Below are 20,036 nucleotides of genomic sequence, written 5' to 3' on the forward strand. Positions count from 1 at the left end.
GCACGGAACGCCGCGGAGTCCAGTCCCCCTCCCGCAGTGCGGCGGAGCAGTAGGGTCGCATCATGCCGCTCCCGATCCCGACGCTCACCGAGGGTCGTGTCACCGTCCGCCCCATCCGCGTGCGCGACGCCCGCCCTCTCGAGCGGGAGCTGATCGCGAACCGGTCGTGGCTGCGCCAGTGGGAGGCGTCCGACCCCCGGGGAGGCGCCGCATTCGACGTGCGCGCCAGCATCCGCTCGCTGCAGCAGAACGCGCGGGCCGGCGGGGGAGTGCCGTTCCTCATCGACTGGGACGGCGAGCTCGCCGGGCAGCTCAACATCTCGAACATCGGGTACGGCTCGCTCTCCTCCGGGTCGATCGGCTACTGGGTGTCCGAGCGCTACGCCGGGCGGGGGATCACTCCGATCGCCGTGGCCCTCGCGGCCGACCACGCCTTCCTCGACCTGGGGCTGCACCGGATCGAGATCTGCATCCGCCCGGAGAACCGGCCGAGCCTGCGCGTGGTCGAGAAGCTCGGCTTCCGCTACGAGTGCCTGCGGCGACGCTTCATCCACATCAACGGCGACTGGCGCGACCACTTCTGCTTCGCCCTCGTGGCGGAGGAGGTGCCCCGCGGCGTGCTCCGCCGCTACCTCGACGGGCAGGTCCCGTCGGAGGTCGGCGTGCCGACCGACGCGGATCTCCGCGCCTCGCGCCGCTCGGGTCTCTCCGGACCCTCCGACGGCGCCGGTGTCCCTCCGACGGGGCCCCGACTGATCCGCGATCCGCACGGACACACCTACCCGTAATGACGGACGGGAGTGCCCGGTGCTCCTAGCGTTGTCCGCATGAGTAGCGACTGGCTGGGCGGGGGCGTCGTCTGGGCGCTCGCCGCCGTTCTGTGGGTCGCCTACCTGATCCCCACGTGGATGCGCAGGCGGTCGTACAACGCGACCGAGCGCAACGCGGTGAGGCTGCAGCAGACGCTGCGGATCCTCGCCGAGACCGCGGAAGTGCCCGAGCACGTGCGTGCGGAGGCGACAGCCCGCGAGGTGGCGCTGCAGCAGCGCCGGCTCCGGGTGACCGAGACACGACGACGAGCCGAAGAGAAGGCACAGGCGATGGAGCTGGCACAGGCGGAGAAGGCGGCGCGCGACGCGCTGCGACGGGCGACCGCGAGCGCACGGCGGAGCACGCGGTCAGGGCCCTCGGTCCTGCGCTGGCGCCAGGGCGCCGCGCTGGCCGTGCTGGTCGGGGCGGTCGCCGCGCTGGTCGGGCTCGTGATGCTGCCCTTCGGCGGCACGGGTGCGGTGCCGCTCGTCGGCCTGCTCCTCGCCGTCGCGGGGCTCGGCACGCTGATCCTGCTGGCTCCGGGTCGCCGCCGCGCCGCCGCTCCGGCCGCGACAGCGACGACGGCCGCCGCGACCGAGCGCCGGCGCGCCGAGGTCTTCGAGGCCGAGCTCGCCGAGGAGGCGGCGGACGACGCCTCCGAGGAGCTCGCCGAGGACCGTGCGAGCTGGACGCCGCAGCCGCTCCCCAAGCCGCTCTACCTCTCCCGGGGCACGGTGGCCGCCTCCGCGATGGCGTCGATCGACGCCGTGGAGCGCCTGCGCACCGCCGCGGCGGAGGCGGAGCTCGCCCAGCGCGCCGCCGCGACCGCTCCCGAGGTGGCGCCGCTGCGCGTCCCGCGTGCCGCCGCTCCCGCTCCCGAGGCGCCGCGTCCCTCCTCCCGCTTCGCCGCGATGGGCGTCGTGGACGGCGTCGACGCGATCGACCTCGACCAGGCGCTGCAGCGCCGCCGCGGGGCCTGACCCGAGTGCGAGGCGCCTGCTCGTCCGTGCTAGTGTGGACGAGTTGTTCGGGCCGGTGACGGCTCGGAAGGCACGGGTCCGTGGCGCAGTTGGTAGCGCGCTTCGTTCGCAATGAAGAGGTCAGGGGTTCGAATCCCCTCGGATCCACCAGAGTGTCGTTATTCAAAACATTCGCAAAAGTAAACGCCGAACTGACTTCGGCGCGAGCCCCGCTCTTAGGAGCGGGGCTTTTGCGTTTCTGAAGGGTGGTCTTGGCGATCCGCGTACGAGCGGCGACGCCGGCTTCAGGGCCCAGGAGAGTCGCGAACAGGGCGACCTTGTCGGTGGTGATGGTCTCGTCGGGGTTGATGAGGATGCGCTCAAAGAAGACTTGGTTAAAGAGCCGTCGGACGTGCTCGGGCGCGTTGCCGTAGGCGGTGCCGCAGTGCTCGGCGAGGTTGAGTTCGTCGTGGAGCATCGTTTCGATGTGGTTGTAGTTCTGCTCGGCTCGTTCGAGTCGTTGCAGGATCTGACTCATCTGGATGGTCAGCCGTTCTTGCTCGGTGCGCAGTAGGTCGATCGGGATCGCGCCGTCGTACTGTGCTTCGAGGAGTTTGCTTCGTTTGCGATTCAGACGGTCATGCTCGGTCTTGAGCTCCCGTCGCTCGGTGTCGGCGACTTCGAATCGCCCGGCGAGTTCCTCGCGGAGGAGTTCTTCAAGTCCCTCGCGCAGGTCGTGGTCGAGCGCGATGGTGCGGTAGTAGTCGGCGATACGGTCTTCGACTTCGTAGATCAGGACCACTTTGCGCTTGCAGGTGGTGGTCTTCGTGTGCCGGCCTCCGCACATGAAGTACTCGTACTTGTCGCCGTTCCGTGCGGTGGAGACCTGGACGAGCAAGCGGCTCCCGCAGCCGCCGCAGTAGATGCTCGACTTCAGGTAGTGCGGGTGTTGGCGCGTACGTTCGCCTTGCCGGTGCAGTTCCAGGACTGTCTGGACTTGTTGCCAGGTCGCCTCGTCGATGAGCGGTTGGTGGGTTCCGGCGTACTCGGCGCCTTGAAAGGTGACGATTCCCTTGTAGTAGGGGTTTTTCAGCATGCCGTGAATGTGGCGTTCGGTGACGGGCTTCCCGGGAAGCCGCGGCGTGGGGACAGTCGTGAGTCCGCGGTCGTTGACTCTAGCGCGGCGGTGTTCTCCGCGTCCCGTCCGCGGTTGCGTGCGAGCTTCGGATTCCAGTAGTTCGTGTTCTTCCTTGGCGCAGCGCCGTGCTCTGGGCATGAGTGCCAGAAGCACCCATCGACGAATACCGCGACCTTCCGGCGGGTGAAGACGATGTCAGGGCGCACCGCGCGTTCACCAGTTTTGAGGCGGAGGTCGCACCGGTACCGGAGTCCGGCCGCGTGGAGGAGCGCTCGGACCGCGAGCTCCGGTTTCGTATCCTTCCGGCGGTTGGCCTGCATGTTCCGCCGACGCGGGTTCTCGGGAACCCCGGGATGCTCGGTCGACAGGCTCATGTGGCCAGTATCCGCGACGGACCAGCCATCGCAGTTGCCCTGAGCGACACGCTGTCCGGATTCCCACTCGAAGACGGAAGCCGTCAGTATCGTCATGCTTGTCGGCTGGGAGGCGGGGCAGATGGCGCAATCGGCGGCACTGGGGAGTATGCGCCCTGTATTTTCGCTTGCCGAGAATGCCGAGGCGGAGCCTGTTGAGGTGTCCTGGGCGGGAAGCTATCTGGCCCTCGGAGCGCGGCTGGCGAGGCATGCTGACTCGCTCGATCGCAAGCAACTGATTGTCGTCATTTCCGTGCCGCGGCGCGATTACGTTGCGACGTTGGTCGGGGCCGGGTGGACGTTAACGCGTCCCGTTCCGACCGGAGCCGGGAATCCGCTGCAGGTTGCTCGGGACGGCGGTTCCCATGCATGGTACCGAGCCCTCAACGCCAGCTACGTCTATATTGGCGAGCTTAGCGAGCTCAACGAGGCTGTCAGCCCCGCCCGGGTGCGATACGCCGGATCTCACTTCAAAGTAGCCAGTTTTCTGAGGATGGCGCCCGCGCCCGCACTCGACAGCGAGCGCCGTGAGGAGCGTGTCCAGCCGGGGAGCATCCTGCGCTATACCCGCGCGATCGAGAGCTGGGATGACCGTCTCGTCGCGCCAGCGCAGGACCTCGCGCTTGTCGGCACCGAATCGCGGTTGAGGGCCGATCTCGAGGCCGAGCTCTGTAGGCTCGGAGAGTCCGACGGCGATCGGCTCGATACCCTTCTCAAGCCGTGGAGGCGCGGTGCCGCCACTTGGTTCAGCCGGATCTATTCGTCGGCCACGCTTGAGGAGGCCCCGAGCGGCTACAAGGCAGTCCTGCTCGATGGCCAAGGGGCGATCAAGTACATTGCCGAGATATTGTCTCCGGTCGTCGTGTGCGTCATCGACCGCTCGGTGGCGGACGAGACCCAGGCCGAAAGCCTCGTCAATATGCGCCGCACAGAGGGGACCACTGTCGACGTTGCCGATCTGCTCGGCTGGCGCCCGCCGGTCGGCATCGAGATCATGGGATTCGAGGTGAGGCTGTGAGCAGGGTGGCCGCAGTCAACGAGCGGTACCGCGCGACCACGGCCGTGGCCAGCGACGGCGTCAGCCTCTTCGTGGTCGCCGATGAGAACGGCGCGGCACTCAACGCGGCCGTACGCGCCGTGGCGCGCATGGGCGCGGAGGACGGAAGCGACCTCTGGGAGGACGTCCTCGGCGCTGCGAAGTCCCTCCGCTGGCAGCTCGCATTTCGGCCGCAGCCTCTCGAGTTCAACCCGTCCGTAACGACTGCTGCCCATGCCGTCGCCGCCCAAGCTGACGCGCTCCGGCCTGCGCTCGGCGATGACGGCGCCGCTCTGCTGGACGCCCTTACGGAGGCGGCTGAGCGCGTCGCAGCGGAAGATCCACCAGTTGGCGCCTATCTGCTGGAGTCCGTCTTGGAAGTAGGGCCGACGGCTTGCATGGTAGTGGCGGACGGAACCCATTCGCGCGGCGAAATCGGCTCTTGGCTTGGGCCTCTCGGATTCCGCGTCCTGTCCCCGGGGATGCTCGCCGACGCGACCTTGATCGCGGACATTGCGTACGTTGTCGGACCACCTCGGTTGATGCGAACCTCTCTCGTCACGGCCCCGCCGAGCCCCGAGGTGTCCTTCTTCGTGCCGTCCTGGTTCGGCGACCGGAGCCTACCGGAGACCGTCATTGCCGACTACGCGCAAGGGGCGATTCGCCCCCGGGTTCGCGTTTTCGAGCTCGGCACCCTGAAGCCGACCGCCGATGAGGTGCCAGCAGAGCCGGAGCCGATCGAGGACTTCGCCCCGCCTCCCGTGTGGGGATCACAGGTCAGCGCTCATCGGGAGCCCAGCGTCGACGAGGTGGTAGTGCGAAAGGTGCTACTTAGCGGCGGCTATGCGATCTGGATGGATGACGGTGAGCGGATCCGCACCCTGGACCCGTCGCAGCCGGCCGGAGAGAGAGTCAGTTACGCCGACGTCGCGGCCGTCGAACCCGGCACCTACCTCGTGCTCCGTCTCGGCGTGACCGAGCGGGCGGTTCTCTACGAGGCGACATTGGCATCGATGGGCGTCCGCCGCCGCGCGGTAGTCGAGTCGTCCCAGGAACGCTGGAAGCAGGCACTGCTCGGTCGGCTCCGGAGTGCAGGGCGTCCCCACGTTGAGTCGGCGATTCGGCGTCTCGGCGTAAGGGCGGCCGAGCAAGCGGAGGCATGGACGCGGCCGACGCTTGCGCGCCCTCAGCTCGACTCCGACTTCAAGCTGTTGCTGCAATGGCTGGAGTTAGCAGAGGAACCAGCGTTCTCCAATGCAACCGAGTTTCGGCGGGCGCGCTTCCGGGCAGCCTCCCGCATGCGAGAGCAGCTCGAGCTTGCCATGGCGAGCGCCGACATCGAGGAGCTCCGCGCGCGAGGTCACGTAAAGGTCGATGGCGCGGGGTTTGCCGACATCATCGCGACCCGAGTGCTTGCGATTTCGCCCCACACCAACGTCATTCCCCGTCACGATGCACGGGAGCCTTTCCTCGACGGGGGCGGCCGATGGCTCGAATGATTCCCAACTATTGCGCTGAGAGCGCCCCGCCCGGGGAAAGGAATCTCTTCGCGGCACTGGCCTCGGACGCAGCAACCGAGGATTGGACCGTCCTACATTCGCTCGGCGTAGCGAGACATGTCCGGCAGGTCGAAGGCGAAGCGGACTTCGTGGTGATCGTCCCGAACCACGGTGTGCTCGTGATCGAAGTAAAGTCGCACCAGAGCGTCGCGATGCTCGCCGACGGACGATGGCGGTTGGGTAACAGTGCGCCGACTGCTCGGGGCCCCGTGAGGCAAGCGGACGAAGCCATGCACTCCATCCGCGAGTACCTCGCGAAGAATCAGGTGAACTCTCACGGGGTGCCGTTCGTATGCGCGGCATGGTTCACGCACACACGTGCGCGAGCGCATATCCCTTCGAGCCCAGAGTGGCTCGACTGGCAGATCCTCGACTCGGTCGACCTGGAGCGCGGAGCGGCGAGCGCAATCCTTCGGACGCTGCGGGACGGCTCGGCGCATCTTGACTCGGTTCTTCACGTCTTCCATGGTGACTTGGGCCCTGATCAGTCCCAGACGGATCGGATCGCGAGCGCCCTGCGGCCGCGATTTGAATTCGCGACGACGTTCGGAGACCGGCGCCGGTCGCGAGAGGGCGAGTTGATCCGGTTTATCGACGAGCAGTATCTTGCTCTCGATGCGATGGCGGATAACCGCGCGGTTCTGTTCACCGGTCCGGCCGGTACCGGCAAGACGCTCCTGGCCTCCGAAGCGGCGCGCCGAGAGGCGTTGCAGGGGCGAACCGGAAGGCTGATGTGCTTCAACGCCTATCTGGGTCGCCAGCTCAAGGACTCGTTCGCCGAGTGCGACGGCGTCGTTGCCGGTACTTTCCACGCTCAACTGCTTGAAATTGCCGGGCTCGAGTCTGCGCCGGCCGACGCCGGATCGGACTTCTGGGACGGCGAGCTCGTCGACTCGGCTCTCGAGGCCATGCTCGAGTGGGACGAAGAGAAGCGCGCCGATTTTGTCGTCATCGACGAAGCTCAGGACCTCGCGCGGCCCGCAGTCCTCGACGCAATCGATCTTCTCCTTAAAGGCGGTCTCGCCGGCGGACGCTTGCTCCTGTTCGGCGACTTCGAGCGCCAAGCGATCTACGACCTGAAGGACAACCGGCCGGTGCTTCGGGAGCGGGTGGTCGATCTGACAACGTACGCGCTGAAGGTGAACTGCCGCAATCTGCCCCGGATCGCCCACGCGACCGAAACCTTTAACGTATTCCCCGGGTATCAGGGGTACCGGCGACAGGACGACGGATTAGCACCGACATTCGTCCGCTTCGAGCGCGGGGGAGACCAGTCTGACAAGCTCGCGGGCGCCATCCGATCGCTGCGCAAGGAGGGGTACGAGCTGAGCGAGATCGCGGTGCTGAGTCCCCGGCGCGCAGATTCGGCCGCCGCAAGTTCCACGGACGTTTGGCTTCGGCAAATCCTGGTTCCCGCCGACGGGCGGCGTAGGCACGCAGGCAAGGTCGTCTACTCTACAATCCATGCCTTCAAAGGGCTGGAGGCGCCTGCAGTGATCCTGACGGATCTGGACCGCGACGGAGCGGCGACGTTCGAAGCGCTGCTGTACGTCGGTATCACACGGGCCACCGACAGGCTGGTGGCCCTTATCGAGACGAGCACGATGCGGTCATTACTTGGGGGAGCGGCATGAGCGGTGTTGAAGCGCGGGACCACGTCGAACGGGCGGTGCGGCGCGAGCTGTTCGGGCCGGGCGACGATCTGCACCTGGGGACGCCCGTCGAATGCGCGGGAGCGAACATTGTTCTCTCCGACGAGCAGGCGAAGGCGTTCGTCTATCACGACGCCGAAACGGGGCAGGAGCTTCTGACCAAGATGGATCCGCTCCGGCGCTATGGGGTTGGCGTGCTTTTCGGCGGCGGAGCCGCAGCGCTGTCCGCCATCGGCGTGGCTGCATCAGGCCCCGAGGATGATCCTGACATTGACACGACGTGGGTGTCCGGGCTCGAAGTCAACGACATCGATCCGGATAGCCCGGACGTCACGTTCACCGGATCCGTTCATCAGGATCGTCCCGACGACGACGACTTCGATCTCACCGACGCCAACAGCCTCAAGCCTTCGGCGATGGCGGTATCGTTCAAAGTGCGGGTGCCGGACAGGGCCTTGCTGGAGCTGCGCGTCTGGGGAGCTTCCTATAAGCGCTACAGCGTCACTATCCCTGGTGTCCACAATCAGGCGGAGTGGTGGCTTCGCCAACCGTTCGCCCTCGCGGGCATGGTCGCTGGCTCGAGCCTGCTGTCAGGGACGTTCGAACGGCTCGTGGTGCCGGTCCGCCCGGTGAACGAGGATGGCTCGGAAGATGCGACGCTTCATCGGCTGCTCCCGCAGGTACAGCTTTACGCCCGGCCTGTGCCGGGAGAGTCCGACCCGCAGAGCCGTCTCGTCACGGTCGCGCTCGTCAACGTCGATCCCGGCTCGGGCAACGCTCACGCGCTTTTCCAAAGCGGATTTGAGGTTCGGGCCGCCAGCGGGGCCTCGATCCAGCCGTACCCTTCTGTGCATCTCACCGAGCGCGACGATGAAGAGCGCTCCATCAATCTCCTCTACCGCAACAAGTCGACATTCGCGATCGGTCACGGCTGCGCAGCGCTTTGGGACGAAGACACCGGACGCTCGGCAAGGTGGGTTCGGACTGACCCAATGCCCTCCTACGAGGTTGTAAGCCTCACGCCCAACGTCTATCTCCGCGACCAGAACGGCGCGTATCTCACGGATGCCAGCGGTAAGCGCCGCGCCGTGACCGTTTCCATGCAGGAGCTGGCGGCGGGAAGCGAGAGCGGACGTCGGCAGGTCGGCCTCGTCCTTCGCCTGTACGGGCAGTGGATCGAGGAACAGCGGGCGCAAATCTCGGATCTTCCCGAGCGCTTTCACGAAGCGGCCGCCCGGCACATGGATCTGTGCGACGAAGCGCTGGGGCGGATGGAGGCGGGCTGGCAGCTCGTGCAATCCCACCCGGTCGCCGCGCGGGCGTTCGCGCTCGCCAACGACGCGATGCTCTACCAGCAGCTTCGCTCGCGCCTGCCTGATCGCACGGTCACGCCGACGAAGAGTGGCCCTATCATTACTAGCCCTACTCCGGAGGTTGTCCCGACTCCGCAGCAGGGGCAGTGGCGCCCGTTCCAAATCGCCTTCGTGTTAGCGACCCTGCCCGAGCTCATCCTGCCGTCCGAGGCGCACCGGTCGGTCGTCGACCTGATCTTCTTCCCGACCGGCGGGGGCAAGACGGAGGCGTATCTCGGTGCCGCCGCCGTTTCACTACTCGCGCGACGGCTGCGCGACCCCGACGACGTCGGGACGGACACGCTGATGCGGTACACGCTCCGGCTTCTCACCGCGCAGCAGTTCCTTAGGGCCGCGGCGCTCATTTGTGTCCTTGAAGACATCCGGTCTCGCGCGGAAGCCGAACTCGGCGGCTCCCCGTTCGGCATCGGCATCTGGCTCGGGCGCTCTTCGACGCCTAACAACTGGAAGCAGGCGATTGTCGGCCTCCGGAAAATGAAGACCGATGCCCGACAAGAGAATCCGTTCCTGCTGTCGCGATGCCCCTGGTGCGGCACTCGCATGGGGCGGACTCCCGACAACGACAGCACGGACGTCGTGGGGTATATCGAGCTTCATGACCGAGTCGTGTTCCGCTGTCCGGACCCCGATTGCCGGTTCGGAGGCCGCACCCGAACATTGCCCGTCCACGTAGTCGACCAGGACATTTACGAGAAGCGACCGAGCCTCGTGATTGGAACTGTCGACAAGTTCGCCATGCTCGCGTGGACGCCGGACGCCCGATCGCTGTTCGGACTCGGCCGCGACGGCGGCCGAGTCGTGTCTCCGCCCAACCTGATCGTCCAGGACGAGCTGCATCTCATCTCCGGGCCGCTCGGGTCGATGGTCGGCCTTTACGAACCCGTGATCGACGATCTCTGTACCGATCGTCGAGGGGACGAAGCGATCCCTCCGAAGATCATCGCGTCGACGGCGACGATCCGACGATACGAAGACCAAGTTCTCGGCGTGTTTGGGCGGGGCGACGTGGCACTGTTTCCCCCGCACGGACTGGAGGAGGGCCACTCCTTCTTCGCCGAGCCGGAGATGCTCGACGACGGCTCGCGGGCGCCGGGCCGCCGGTACCTCGGCATCATGAGCGGCTCCCTCGGCTCGATGCAGACGGTGCAGGTGCGCGTCACCGCGGCTACCCTTAACGGCGCGGCGAGCGTTCCGAACGAGGCGGACCGCGACGGTTACTGGACCAACCTGAACTTCCTGAACTCGCTTCGCGAACTTGGCAACACCGTCTACCTTCTCGAGTCCGACGTCCCGGACTACCTGACAGGGCTGCGCTTCCGTGACGGCCTCGAGCGCCCGCGCTGGCCGCGGATCGTGATGGAACTGACATCGCGACGTCGCAGCGACGAGATTCCCGAGGCGATCGATCTCCTCAAGAAGCAGTACGGCGAGAAGGGGTGCATCGACATCTGTTTGGCGTCGAACATCATCGAGGTTGGCGTCGACATCGACCGGCTCGCGCTGATGACGATCGTGGGACAGCCCAAGACCACGGCTCAGTACATTCAGGTCAGCGGCCGCGTCGGCCGCAAGCCAGATGTGTCCCCAGGTCTCGTGCTCACCCTCTATGGCGCGGCCAAACCGCGTGACCGTAGCCACTACGAACGGTTCAGGACGTACCACCAGCAGCTTTACGCGCAGGTTGAGCCGACATCGGTCACGCCGTTTGCCAACCCGGTGCTTCGGCGCGCGCTGCACGCCGCGGTTATTGCCCGCATCCGGCAGACCTCGCCCGCGCTGCTACCCAACCCGTTTCCCGAGGCGGAGTTCGACGAGGCTGTTGAACTTCTCCGGAAGCGCGCCGAGTCGGTGAACTCAGAAGAACTTCCCGCGTTCGATTTGCTCGTCGGTGAGCGCCGACGGCAGTGGAGCGCCTGGCAGCGAACGGAGTGGTCGGCGAACGCCTACGGCGGGGGCGATCCGCTGCAAGGGCTCATGCGGTCGGCGGGCGAGCTTCCGGACCTTGGAAGTAAGGCGACGATGTGGGACGTGCCCATGAGCATGCGAAACGTCGACGCCGAGTGCTCGATCGAAATCTCGACCGCGTATGCAGTCGCGGATGGACTGGCGAACGGAGACGCTCAATGAGCACCGGAAACATGCGGCGGGCACAGCTCGTCACGCCGTTTGGAGTTGGGGCGATGAGCGTGCTCGTGAACGGCACCTCCGTGATTACCGCCGGCATTGACCACTGGTATCCGGGACCGGGGGAGAACCCGAACTTTGAACTCTCGGAGTACGAGGAGCATGACTGGCGTTTGCAAGAGCGTCTCGCGGTCGCGGCCTTCAGGTTGCCCCCGGACTACCGCAGGAACTCGGGACAAGGGGACCAGCGCAACCGCGGGCTCAAAGTGCCGGTGCTGCGCTTTCCCCGGTGGAACTTCTGTCCTTACTGCAAGCGCATCGAGTTGAGCACACTGACGATGCGCCAGATCGAGCGCTGCAAAGACAAGGCGCACAACGACGCGAAGTTTAAGCCACGCATGACCCAGGTTCCGTTCGTTGCGATCTGCGCGGACGCCCACCTCGACGACTTCCCGTTCTCCGAGTGGGTGCACCGCTCAACGAATCCGACGTGCGCTAGGGTCCTCCGCCTGAAGTCTTCGGGCGGCGGCGGCCTCGAGGGCCAGACCGTTAGCTGCGAGTGCGGCAAGAGTCGGTCGCTCCGTGGGATCACCGACTCCCGGACCGAGAACGGCGAGGAGCGCACGACGCTTTCGGATCGGCTCGCCGACGGCGGCGACGTCTACGAATGTCCCGGCGCGAAGCCGTGGCTCGCGGTCGACTCCAGCCCGTGCGGCCTGCCGATCCGGGGCGCGCTCCGGGGGTCCGGCAACGTGTATTTCCCGAAGGTCCAGTCGTCGATCTACATTCCGATCGAGGAGGGAGCGGTCAGCACCGAGGTCCACGACCTGCTCGGCCATCCCTCAGTGACCGGCGCGCTCAATGCTCTTCACGTCGCGTACGGTTCGGACCTCGATGCCGCGACGCTTCGGAAGGTACTTACCCGGAGTGTTCCGCCCGAGCGCATCCTTCCCGTCAGCGACGACGAATTGCTCGCGGCTTACCGGGATCGTTTCGGTATTGGCGGGGAAGACGTCCAACAGTCGCTCGAAGACGCTGCGGCGGAAGCTCCCTCTGCCGACGAGATCTGGCGGCTTCCGGAGTTCCGCGCCATGCGGGAGACTCCGTCGGACTCCCGTCTCGCGGCCAGCGACCCTGGACTGGATCCCGCCCTCTCTCCATTCATTACGAGGGTGCGGAGCGTCGACGTGCTTCGAGAGACAAGAGCGCTCTACGGCTTCACTAGAGTGCGCGACGACTCGCTGAGGATCTCGTCTGGCAAGGCGTTGCTGCGCCGGTCGCCTCTTTTGCCTGAGCAGGACTGGCTACCCGCCTACGTGGTCAAGGGCGAGGGCATCTATCTCGAGTTCGACCCGAAGGCCATGGAGGTCTGGGAACAGCTTCCCGAGGTGCAGGCGCGAGCTGGCTTGATTCAGGCCAGGCAGGGCGTCGCGGCACAGACTCGCGGGTTGCAGTCGCGTGACATCTCCCCGCGCTTCGTCATGCTCCACACCTTCGCGCATGTCCTCATCAATGAATTGATCTTCACCTGCGGGTACAGTTCCGCGTCGCTGCGCGAGCGACTTTACGTGTCCCATGCGGCAGGCGCTGAGATGGCCGCCGTGCTGATCTACACAGCGGCAGGGGATTCCGAGGGGACTATGGGCGGACTAGTCCGGATGGCGCGTCCGGAGAACCTCGTTCCGGTCGTGCAGTCCGCCATCTCCGATGCGCGGTGGTGCTCGACCGATCCAGTCTGCATGGACGCGGGCGAAAAGGGCCAAGGAGTGAACTCCTGCAACGGCGCCGCATGCCACGGATGCGCCCTCCTCCCCGAGACGAGCTGCGAGGAATACAACCAGTTCCTCGACCGCGGACTGCTCATCGGCACCTTCGACAAGCCAAATCTTGGCTACTTCTCGTCCCTGTAGGCGGAGCGGGGCGGCCTGCCAGGCTGCGACGCCATTGGCGCCGACGAATAAGGATATGACGCTTAGTGCGAGGACGCCGCGGCCCGCGCATCTTCGGCTGCCCGGACTGAAACCTGTGTGCACTGGCAGGCCAAGAACCGAGGTGCACGGGCACCCTTCCGCGCGAGTACCACATGGAATCTCTGACGCGAGTGGAGGATGCGGGTTCGCTAGCGTCGGGAGTGCCAGCGCGATGCGAGTCAGGTCCGTTCGCAAGCGAGGGATGAGCCGGGAACTTACACGCGCCGCGTAGCGCGGGAATAATGGGGCTCATGACCGTATACAACCGGGCCACGGCTAGTGATGACGGCGACCTGGGTCCGGCTGAGCTCGCCGATGTCTGCGAGGCGCTTATCGCCGCGTGGCATCAAGATGCTGCGCTCTCTGCACAGGGGGCTGCGGCGGGCTCGGCGGCGGCGCTGGACGTGCTCTCTATCCGAAGGGCGTTCCCGCAGGGCATGCCGCCGAACCTCGAGTACGCGCACGGGCAGATGGCCGGCCAGATGGTCAACGCGATCTTCCTCCAACTGCAGTCGGTGGTAACGCTGCTGCGCGCGGACCCGATGGTCCCTCTCGGGCTGTGGCCCCTCGTGCGGTCGGAGCTCGAGTACGCCGGCCGGGTCGCATGGCTGTTGGAACCGCTCCCCGGCGAGGAGGCGGGCACCCTCAGGGTCGCGCGCGGGACGCTCGAGCACCTGGCTGCACTCCAACGGCAGCGTTTCACGGCCGGCAAATGGGACAAACCGCGAGCGAAGCAGTTCAAAGACAAGCGAGACGCGCTCCTCACGCGCATCGGCGCACTGTTCGATGACGTCTACACGCCGATGGAGAATCCTCAGCAGATCGACGAGTGGCGGATTGGTGGGGAGACGATGCTGCCCCTCGGGAGGGCAGTCAGTCTCTTCCTTGAGCTCAACCTGACCAATGGGACAGCGCTGTATGACGTGCTCTCCGACAACTCGCATCCATCGGTGATCTCGCTCGCCTTCCAGGCCACTGCATCGGATGTCGCTGGCGTCACGTCTACGACTTATCCGGCGACCCCGAGGGTCATCAACTTCCAGGTTCGGCTGGGCTGCATCACCGCCTACAAGTCCGCGCTGACGATGCTGGGGTACTTCGGGTTCCCGTCCATTCGCCTTGATGAGTGGGCGGAAGCTGCTCCAAGCCGGTGGTTCGGATCCATGGCGGCTTAGGTCGTGAGGCCATCGACGTCGGCGGACTGTTCGTCGCGCATGCTCGCTCTGATCCTCGACGGCCTTCGAGGGAAAAGTCGACCGCAATGACGACGCATTGACATCGACTTCGTTAGCAGCGAGGCGAGGGCTGCTTTGGCCGCGTGCTTCAACGCGCAGACCAACGTTCAACGAGAAGTACTTGGGCAACGCTGTTAAACTCAGTGGCATGGTGGGGATGGGAGAGCACGACGAGCTTGAGAACCGGTACATGCCGAAGTTCGAGGCGCTGCTGAGCCAAAGCTGCGTGATTGTCGGGTATCGCGACCGTGCCGGTATCGACACCGGCCTTCACTTGTTCGCGCGTGGCGTGAAGACCACGAAGGGCGGCGATGAGCGGCAATATTGGCGTGCGCTGGCCAGTCGCGTCTGGTTCCAGCTCAAAGGCGTCCACGCATCGACGATGTCAGCGGATGCGTTCAACAGCACCGAACGTATCGCAGTCGCTGTGGGAGTCGAGCACCTAAAGTTCTGGTTCGCCGCGCCGGAGCCGGTCTACCTGGTCGTGTACGTCGAGTCGGTCGACATCTTCATCGGCATCGATGTCCGCGAGCTGGTCGAACGAGAGTGGCAGCAGACGTTCTACGCGTCCATGCGCGACCGCACCGGCGATGTTGCTGTGCACGTACCGACTACTGCGTTCATGGATCTCGACCGAGTCGCGGCGCAAGTGGACCACCGCAGCATGCGTATCGACGGCCCCGCATTCCGGGGCCGCCCGCTCGGGCACCGGATTGACCCGCTCAGATCGGTGCTCGCGCGCCCGTCGGCCCAGGCGTGGGGCGAGATGGTCACGCGGATCCTGGAGGCGCATGACTTCCGCGAGGTTTCGCGGGATCGGGTGGGCGAGCTAACGGTCATCCGCGGTGCCCTCGCGCAGACCTTGTTATGGCAGTCACCGGCGTTTGCGGAGTACGGGTACCGGTACAGCCCCGATGAGGTTCGCGATGAGCCTGCGCCCGAACAGGCGTTTGGTGAGGTCTACGTCTTCCTCGACTCCGCGGAGGACCGTACTGCGTTCGATGAAGAGGAGGCCCAAGCCTTGTCCGGCATCATCAGCGCGGCCGTCGATGATGATGTGAGTGTCCTCGTGTTCCTCCGTGGTTTGGATTTGAGCAGTATCGGCGGACTGTGGCGCAGCGCGATGCGGGTCTCGGCGATGGAGGGATGGCGTGGGAGTTGGCACCAGCTTGGCCTTGAGGCGTTGAGTTACTTGGTGCTCACTGCGACGCTCGTCTACCTCGAATTCGCGCCGGATCTCGACTGGGACCATGCGAACTACCTGGGCTAAGGTCACGAACGACAGCTTTTTCGAGGTCGCGAGTATCCGCCGACTCTCAACGAGACAGCGGCGTCGGCGTGCCAAACATTCGTTCTCGCGCAGCTGCTCGTTGCCGCGGGCAATCTTGCCCAGTCGGATCGCATTGAGATCGCGTAGTCGCTCACGGCAGCAGACGGCTCCCACGTACTTGTCGATCCCCTAACCAGCGAAGAGCGGCCTCTGCGCATGCCCTTTCTCGGCTTCGTGAATGTCGCTTAGCGATTGCCACTGCGACTACTGAAGGCTATTCCCAGCCGCGGCTTCTGTCGCGGCTATTTGGCTAGTGGGGCCTGAAAGTGCTCACTCTGCATACGCTGTGCGACCACCGTTGGTTCAGGCAGGATCGTTCTATCCCAGTCGCCATATATGCGTCTCGCTCGGAAAAGTGCGTATGATTCGCGTTTATCCTCGAGTGGTTTGGTTGTCTGATTGATCTACTTGCCGTAGGCGTCGGGCCTTGGGGATCGCATGGGCTTTGTGTGTTCATGTGGGGAGCGGATTCGAACTCCCGCGAGCCCAATGTACTTGCGCACCGTCGCTGCATCGGCATTCACTCGCTCGCCGACGCGTTGCAGTGAGAGTCCTGACTCGTAGAGTCGGACCATCTCGGCGACGATCTCGTTCGATGGGGGTGTTCGTCGCATCACAACGTTGGCTCGTCGCAGGTGGTCGCTGACCGTTCTGCGCTCGCAGCCGAAGCGGCCCGCCAACTCGTAAACCGTGGCGCCGGCCTCGTACCCGGCTACGACTGCAGCAACGTTGGCCTCGTCCAACCGAACCTGCCGCTGACGTACCTTGACAGTTGTTTTCGGATCGAAGGCCCGCTCAATCTCAGGACGAGCCGGTCGCTGGGCCGCAGCAACTGCGTTTAACAGGGGTCGCCATCTTTTCGAGTCGGCTCCGGACAGGTCCACCACTACGGAAGGCCCGCTCGAGAAAGCGGGCCTTCTGCTTTGTGCCGGCGGCCGGATCGGGAACCTCGCCTGTTCGGCGGGTCGACCGCCTCGCGGCCTCGACGCGCTCGTCGGCGGAGGAGTGGTCCGTTGGATCGGCTTCGGTACTAGGCGTCTCCGCCGATCCTGGCTCGACCGCCGAGGACGGCGACTCCCGTCGAGACTCCGGCGACTGCGACCATCGCGACGATGCCCAGTGCCCGGAGCACGAACGCCTTGTGCTCCGAATCCTTGAGTGCTTCGTCGTCGATCGCTTCTTTGAACAGCCGAAGGACCGAGTAGCGGTCCGCCGCGCTCAGGGTGTCACGATCCAGCTCGCGGTTCAGGACGGCGCGGTACTCGGCGAAGGCCCTGTGAACCTTCTTCTGACTCTTCCAGTTGGCTCGAACGGCTGAACTCGCCTGATCTCGCACTTCACTGAACGAGTCGAGGACGAGATTCTTGAAATCCGGGAACTGCTCGACGACCTTCAGGGCGAGCTCCTCGCTCATGTTCGGCAGCTCGGATGCGAACGCTATGAACTTCTCTTTCGACAGATTCCTCCAAGAGTCGATACCGATCCTCTGCTTGAGATCGTCCTCGTTCGAGTAGTCCATGCTGATCCCTCTTCCCTCCGCGGCGACGGCCGATCATCGCTTCAGAGTATCGAGGAGGAGCCGTCGGTCCACGTGCTCTCCGGGCGGGAGAGCGCGCGGGCCGGTCGTGCAGGTCCTGACGATCGGGCGCCCGAAGCTGTGGGCCGCTCGCCTCCGTGCGTCCTCCGTGTCCCCCATCCGGGCCGCGCCTGACGGGAGCCGCCCTCCTCCGGTCCGTCGGGGGAGCCGCGGCGACGTACGCTCGCCCCTCGTGCTCTCGCAGCACGCGAGGCACTCGAACGATGGACGACCAGGGGACGGGACGACATGGGGACCACAGCACACAGGGCACGGCGGAGAGCGGCAGGGGTCGGCGCGGGGGCGATCGCGCTCCTGGCGGGGCTCCTGGCGGCACCGCCGGCGCAGGCGTCCGGGACGCAGACGCTGCTCGCGCTCGGCGACTCGATCACGCGCGCGGCCACGACCTGCGGGGTGAACCGCGACTGCGTCGAGAACTCCTGGGCGACGGGATCGGCGCCCGCGGTCGACTCGATCGCGAACCGGATGGCGGCGGCGGATCCGCGGACGGCGGTCCGCGCGGTGAACTACGCGAAGTCGGGCGCGGTCATCAGCGGAGTCGAGTCGCGGATCGACGCCGCGGTCGCGGCCGGGGAGGAGCCGGACGTGGTTACGCTGCTGATCGGCGGCAACGACCTCTGCTCGCTGAGCCTCTCGCCCGACTCCCGCGACGGCTACGCGATGACGCCCGCGGCCTCCTTCGCCGCGTCGGCGACCCGGATCCTGCGCTCGATCGGCGAGGAGTGGCCGGAGGCGACGGTGCTCGTCGGCTCGGTCCCGGACATCGAGTCGGAGTGGGAGGCCGTGAAGCCGACGCCGGGCGCCGCGATCTGGGCCTGGGGCGGGGTCTGCCGGACCCAGCGCGGAGTCGACGCCACGACCGGAGCCCCGCTGACCGGCTCGGCCTACACTGCCTCGCTCGCGGCGGCGGAGGACCGGGAGGCCGCCTTCAACGAGGCACTCGAATCGGCCTGCGCATCCGCCGCGAACGACTGCGTCTGGGACGGCGGCGCCCTCACGGCGGCTCCGATCTCGCTCGACCAGCTCTCGACGGACGTCGACTACTTCCACCCGAACGTCGCCGGCCAGGCGATGATCGCGGAGGAGCTGTGGACGGCCTGGGGCCTCGGCGACGAACCGGCTCCGACCCCGACCCCGACTCCCACGTCGGCGCCCACCGCGGCTCCTGCTCCGGCACCCACGGGCTCGCCCGCGCCGTCGCGCGACACGACGGCTCCGAAGACCGTCATCACCGCGCCGACGAGCGGATCGACGGTGCGCGGCTCTGTCACCCTGGTCGCCACCGCCAAGGACGACGTCGGCACGACGAAGCTGAGCTTCTGGAGCGGAGCCACGCGGCTGGGCGACGCGACGAGGGCGTCGGACGGCACGTGGCGCCTGACCGTCTCGGCCTCCTCCTACCCGGCCGGGCGGTACGCGATCGTCGCGCACGCCTACGACGCCGCAGGGAACCTCGGGCGGAGCTCTTCGATCACCCTCAAGCGCTGAGCGGCTGAGGGGGCCGTCCGTCACCGGCCCCCTCAGCCCCGCGCGACGAGCAGCACGTCGGGACGATCCCAGTTCTCGACGGTCTGCAGCACCCAGAAGATCCCGAAGAGGGCGAGCGCGACGGCCTCGCCGAGCAGGAGCCACTGCTCGCCGAGAAGTTCCGCTCCCCGCCCCGTGAGAAGCAGGAGCACCAGCGCCGCATCGACCGCGGCGATCAGCACCGCGAGAACGGCGTAGCAGCGGGAGTAGAAGCGCGGCGTCCCCGGCCCGCTCGCTCCCTCCTCGCGCACCGCGACGGCGTGCAGACCCGCGGTGACGGCGATGAGGAGGAAGAAGACGCCGGCGGCGGCGTAGTGGCCGAGCCGCAGGAACGACGGGAGCGTGCTCCAGGCCGCCAGAGCGATCAGGAGGGCGGCGGCGATCGCGGTGCGGACGAGCGCCCAGCGGTCGAGGACCCGGTCGAGGGCGAGCAGGATCACGGAGGCGACGAGGACGGCCGCGGCCGTGACCAGGTAGGCGGGCAGGGAGGCGGCGACCTCACCCGCGGCCGTCGCGGGAAGGCACGACGCCCCTCCCGCCGGGCACACCGCTCCCTGGAGGCGCTGCAGCTCCTCCGAGGCGAGGGGCACCGGCACGATCGCGATGACCGGCGCCGTCATGCCCGCCAGCAGCAGGAGGAAGCGCCGCACGCTCCTCCCGGCGAGGACGACCAGCGCGACGCCGACCGCGAAGAGCGCCCCGGTGAAGAGGGAGCGGACCGGGGTGTAGTACGAGGCGCTGATCGAGCGCAGCGGGCCTCCGACGACGAGCTGGTGGACGAGGCCGGCCGTGAGGAGCACCACGGCCGCCACCAGGGAGAGGCGGACGTAGCGGTAGGTGCGGAGGGAGGAGACGGCGCCGCCCCCGCCCAGCGCGTCGCCGCGGGCCACCCGGCTACTCCGCGCGCAGGCCGGAGGAGGCGAGGGCGAAGTCGACGTCGATGCGGATCGCGACGCGGAGGGGGTTCGGGCGCGGGGTGCGGTAGCGCTGGGAGTAGAGCTCGACGGCGTGCTGCACGGCGTCCGGCTCCTCCTCGATCGTGGCCGGACCGCCCAGGCTCAGCCACCGGATGCCGTCGACCTGCCCGACCGTCGCGGTGCCGCCCCGCCGGACGTTGAGCACCTTCTGGCTCTCGCGGGAGGTGATGACGCGGACGACGCCGTCCTCGTAGGTGAAGCCCACGGCGACCACGTGCAGGCGGCCCTGGCGGCCGGGGGTGGAGAGGGTGGCCAGGTGGCGCTCGGTGACGAAGGCGAGGCCGTCGGCGCTCAGGATGCTCATCCCGCGAGCGTAGCCGGAGGCGCCGACGCGCT

15 protein-coding genes, 1 tRNA gene and 1 pseudogene are annotated in these 20,036 nt (G+C 66.7%); 12 read left to right on the top strand and 5 right to left on the bottom strand.

Annotated features, from left to right (window positions below):
- Positions 1–62 precede the first annotated feature (62 nt).
- The 4 genes from C5C37_RS06775 to C5C37_RS17120 all read left to right on the top strand — a co-directional run bounded on the left by C5C37_RS06775 (position 63) and on the right by C5C37_RS17120 (position 2,343).
- A complete protein-coding gene (locus C5C37_RS06775; RefSeq protein WP_104338691.1) occupies positions 63–788 on the top strand; it encodes a GNAT family N-acetyltransferase in 726 nt (241 codons plus the stop codon).
- A gap of 39 nt (positions 789–827) precedes the next feature.
- Positions 828–1,790 (top strand): hypothetical protein, encoded by a 963-nt coding sequence (locus C5C37_RS06780; protein WP_104223216.1) that lies wholly within the window; start codon positions 828–830, stop codon positions 1,788–1,790.
- A gap of 74 nt (positions 1,791–1,864) precedes the next feature.
- A tRNA-Ala gene (locus C5C37_RS06785) sits at positions 1,865–1,940 on the top strand.
- Between the two features lie 220 nt (positions 1,941–2,160).
- Positions 2,161–2,343 (top strand): hypothetical protein, encoded by a 183-nt coding sequence (locus C5C37_RS17120; RefSeq protein WP_146085194.1) that lies wholly within the window; start codon positions 2,161–2,163, stop codon positions 2,341–2,343.
- Between the two features lie 240 nt (positions 2,344–2,583).
- On the opposite strand, the pseudogene C5C37_RS18060 reads toward C5C37_RS17120, so the two are convergent.
- Together C5C37_RS18060 and C5C37_RS18065 are read right to left on the bottom strand one after the other, a co-directional pair.
- Positions 2,584–2,865, bottom strand: a pseudogene (locus tag C5C37_RS18060) (recombinase family protein); the annotation flags it as partial.
- Positions 2,859–3,377 (bottom strand): very short patch repair endonuclease, encoded by a 519-nt coding sequence (locus C5C37_RS18065; RefSeq protein ID WP_374954041.1) that lies wholly within the window; start codon positions 3,375–3,377, stop codon positions 2,859–2,861. The pseudogene C5C37_RS18060 and the gene C5C37_RS18065, both read right to left, overlap by 7 nt.
- On the opposite strand from C5C37_RS18065, the gene C5C37_RS06800 reads away from it, so the two are divergent.
- From C5C37_RS06800 to C5C37_RS06830, 7 genes are all read left to right on the top strand, one after another.
- Positions 3,376–4,338, top strand: a complete 963-nt coding sequence (locus tag C5C37_RS06800) for a hypothetical protein (protein ID WP_104338692.1) — start codon at positions 3,376–3,378, stop codon at positions 4,336–4,338. The genes C5C37_RS18065 and C5C37_RS06800 overlap by 2 nt on opposite strands.
- A gap of 5 nt (positions 4,339–4,343) precedes the next feature.
- Positions 4,344–5,855: a hypothetical protein gene (locus C5C37_RS06805; protein WP_146085195.1), complete on the top strand. Its 1,512-nt coding sequence runs from the start codon at positions 4,344–4,346 to the stop codon at positions 5,853–5,855.
- A complete protein-coding gene (locus C5C37_RS06810; protein WP_104338694.1) occupies positions 5,852–7,549 on the top strand; it encodes a nuclease-related domain-containing DEAD/DEAH box helicase in 1,698 nt (565 codons plus the stop codon). Before C5C37_RS06805 ends, C5C37_RS06810 begins: the two co-directional genes overlap by 4 nt.
- A complete protein-coding gene (locus tag C5C37_RS06815) occupies positions 7,546–11,067 on the top strand; it encodes a helicase-related protein (RefSeq protein WP_104338695.1) in 3,522 nt (1,173 codons plus the stop codon). Before C5C37_RS06810 ends, C5C37_RS06815 begins: the two co-directional genes overlap by 4 nt.
- Positions 11,064–12,974, top strand: coding sequence for a DUF1998 domain-containing protein (gene drmB / locus C5C37_RS06820; protein ID WP_104338696.1), 1,911 nt, complete (start codon positions 11,064–11,066; stop codon positions 12,972–12,974). Before C5C37_RS06815 ends, drmB begins: the two co-directional genes overlap by 4 nt.
- A 311-nt stretch (positions 12,975–13,285) precedes the next feature.
- Positions 13,286–14,209, top strand: coding sequence for a hypothetical protein (locus tag C5C37_RS06825; RefSeq protein ID WP_146085196.1), 924 nt, complete (start codon positions 13,286–13,288; stop codon positions 14,207–14,209).
- Positions 14,210–14,417: 208 nt separating this feature from the next.
- On the top strand, positions 14,418–15,539 hold the full coding sequence (locus tag C5C37_RS06830; protein WP_104338698.1) for a DUF4365 domain-containing protein: 1,122 nt from the start codon (positions 14,418–14,420) through the stop codon (positions 15,537–15,539).
- A 1,090-nt stretch (positions 15,540–16,629) separates the two neighbouring features.
- Here the strand turns inward: C5C37_RS06830 and C5C37_RS06835 are convergent.
- Entirely contained in the window at positions 16,630–17,118 is a 489-nt protein-coding gene (locus C5C37_RS06835; RefSeq protein WP_104226443.1) for a hypothetical protein, read from the bottom strand.
- 306 nt (positions 17,119–17,424) lie between these two features.
- Here C5C37_RS06835 and C5C37_RS06840 point away from each other — a divergent pair, with 306 nt between their 5' ends.
- Positions 17,425–18,684, top strand: coding sequence for a GDSL-type esterase/lipase family protein (locus C5C37_RS06840; protein ID WP_104297209.1), 1,260 nt, complete (start codon positions 17,425–17,427; stop codon positions 18,682–18,684).
- 32 nt (positions 18,685–18,716) lie between these two features.
- On the opposite strand, the gene C5C37_RS06845 is transcribed toward C5C37_RS06840, so the two are convergent.
- Together C5C37_RS06845 and C5C37_RS06850 are read right to left on the bottom strand one after the other, a co-directional pair.
- Positions 18,717–19,613, bottom strand: a complete 897-nt coding sequence (locus C5C37_RS06845; protein ID WP_104315159.1) for a hypothetical protein — start codon at positions 19,611–19,613, stop codon at positions 18,717–18,719.
- 4 nt (positions 19,614–19,617) lie between these two features.
- Positions 19,618–20,004, bottom strand: a complete 387-nt coding sequence (locus tag C5C37_RS06850) for a pyridoxamine 5'-phosphate oxidase family protein (RefSeq protein ID WP_104223212.1) — start codon at positions 20,002–20,004, stop codon at positions 19,618–19,620.
- Positions 20,005–20,036 lie beyond the last annotated feature (32 nt).

Origin of the sequence: Rathayibacter sp. AY1F9, from assembly GCF_002932155.1 — a bacterium.
Lineage (GTDB): Bacteria > Actinomycetota > Actinomycetes > Actinomycetales > Microbacteriaceae > Rathayibacter.

What these genes read in the sequence shown, in the direction of transcription:
- C5C37_RS06775 (WP_104338691.1), top strand. Translation starts at nt 63, where the DNA reads ATGCCGCTCCCGATCCCGACGCTCACCGAGGGTCGTGTCACCGTCCGC.
- C5C37_RS06780 (WP_104223216.1), top strand. Translation starts at nt 828, where the DNA reads ATGAGTAGCGACTGGCTGGGCGGGGGCGTCGTCTGGGCGCTCGCCGCC.
- C5C37_RS06800 (WP_104338692.1), top strand. Translation starts at nt 3,376, where the DNA reads ATGCTTGTCGGCTGGGAGGCGGGGCAGATGGCGCAATCGGCGGCACTG.
- C5C37_RS18065 (WP_374954041.1), bottom strand. Translation starts at nt 3,377, where the DNA reads ATGACGATACTGACGGCTTCCGTCTTCGAGTGGGAATCCGGACAGCGT.
- C5C37_RS06810 (WP_104338694.1), top strand. Translation starts at nt 5,852, where the DNA reads ATGATTCCCAACTATTGCGCTGAGAGCGCCCCGCCCGGGGAAAGGAAT.
- C5C37_RS06815 (WP_104338695.1), top strand. Translation starts at nt 7,546, where the DNA reads ATGAGCGGTGTTGAAGCGCGGGACCACGTCGAACGGGCGGTGCGGCGC.
- drmB (WP_104338696.1), top strand. Translation starts at nt 11,064, where the DNA reads ATGAGCACCGGAAACATGCGGCGGGCACAGCTCGTCACGCCGTTTGGA.
- C5C37_RS06825 (WP_146085196.1), top strand. Translation starts at nt 13,286, where the DNA reads ATGACCGTATACAACCGGGCCACGGCTAGTGATGACGGCGACCTGGGT.
- C5C37_RS06830 (WP_104338698.1), top strand. Translation starts at nt 14,418, where the DNA reads ATGGTGGGGATGGGAGAGCACGACGAGCTTGAGAACCGGTACATGCCG.
- C5C37_RS06835 (WP_104226443.1), bottom strand. Translation starts at nt 17,118, where the DNA reads ATGGACTACTCGAACGAGGACGATCTCAAGCAGAGGATCGGTATCGAC.
- C5C37_RS06840 (WP_104297209.1), top strand. Translation starts at nt 17,425, where the DNA reads ATGGGGACCACAGCACACAGGGCACGGCGGAGAGCGGCAGGGGTCGGC.
- C5C37_RS06850 (WP_104223212.1), bottom strand. Translation starts at nt 20,004, where the DNA reads ATGAGCATCCTGAGCGCCGACGGCCTCGCCTTCGTCACCGAGCGCCAC.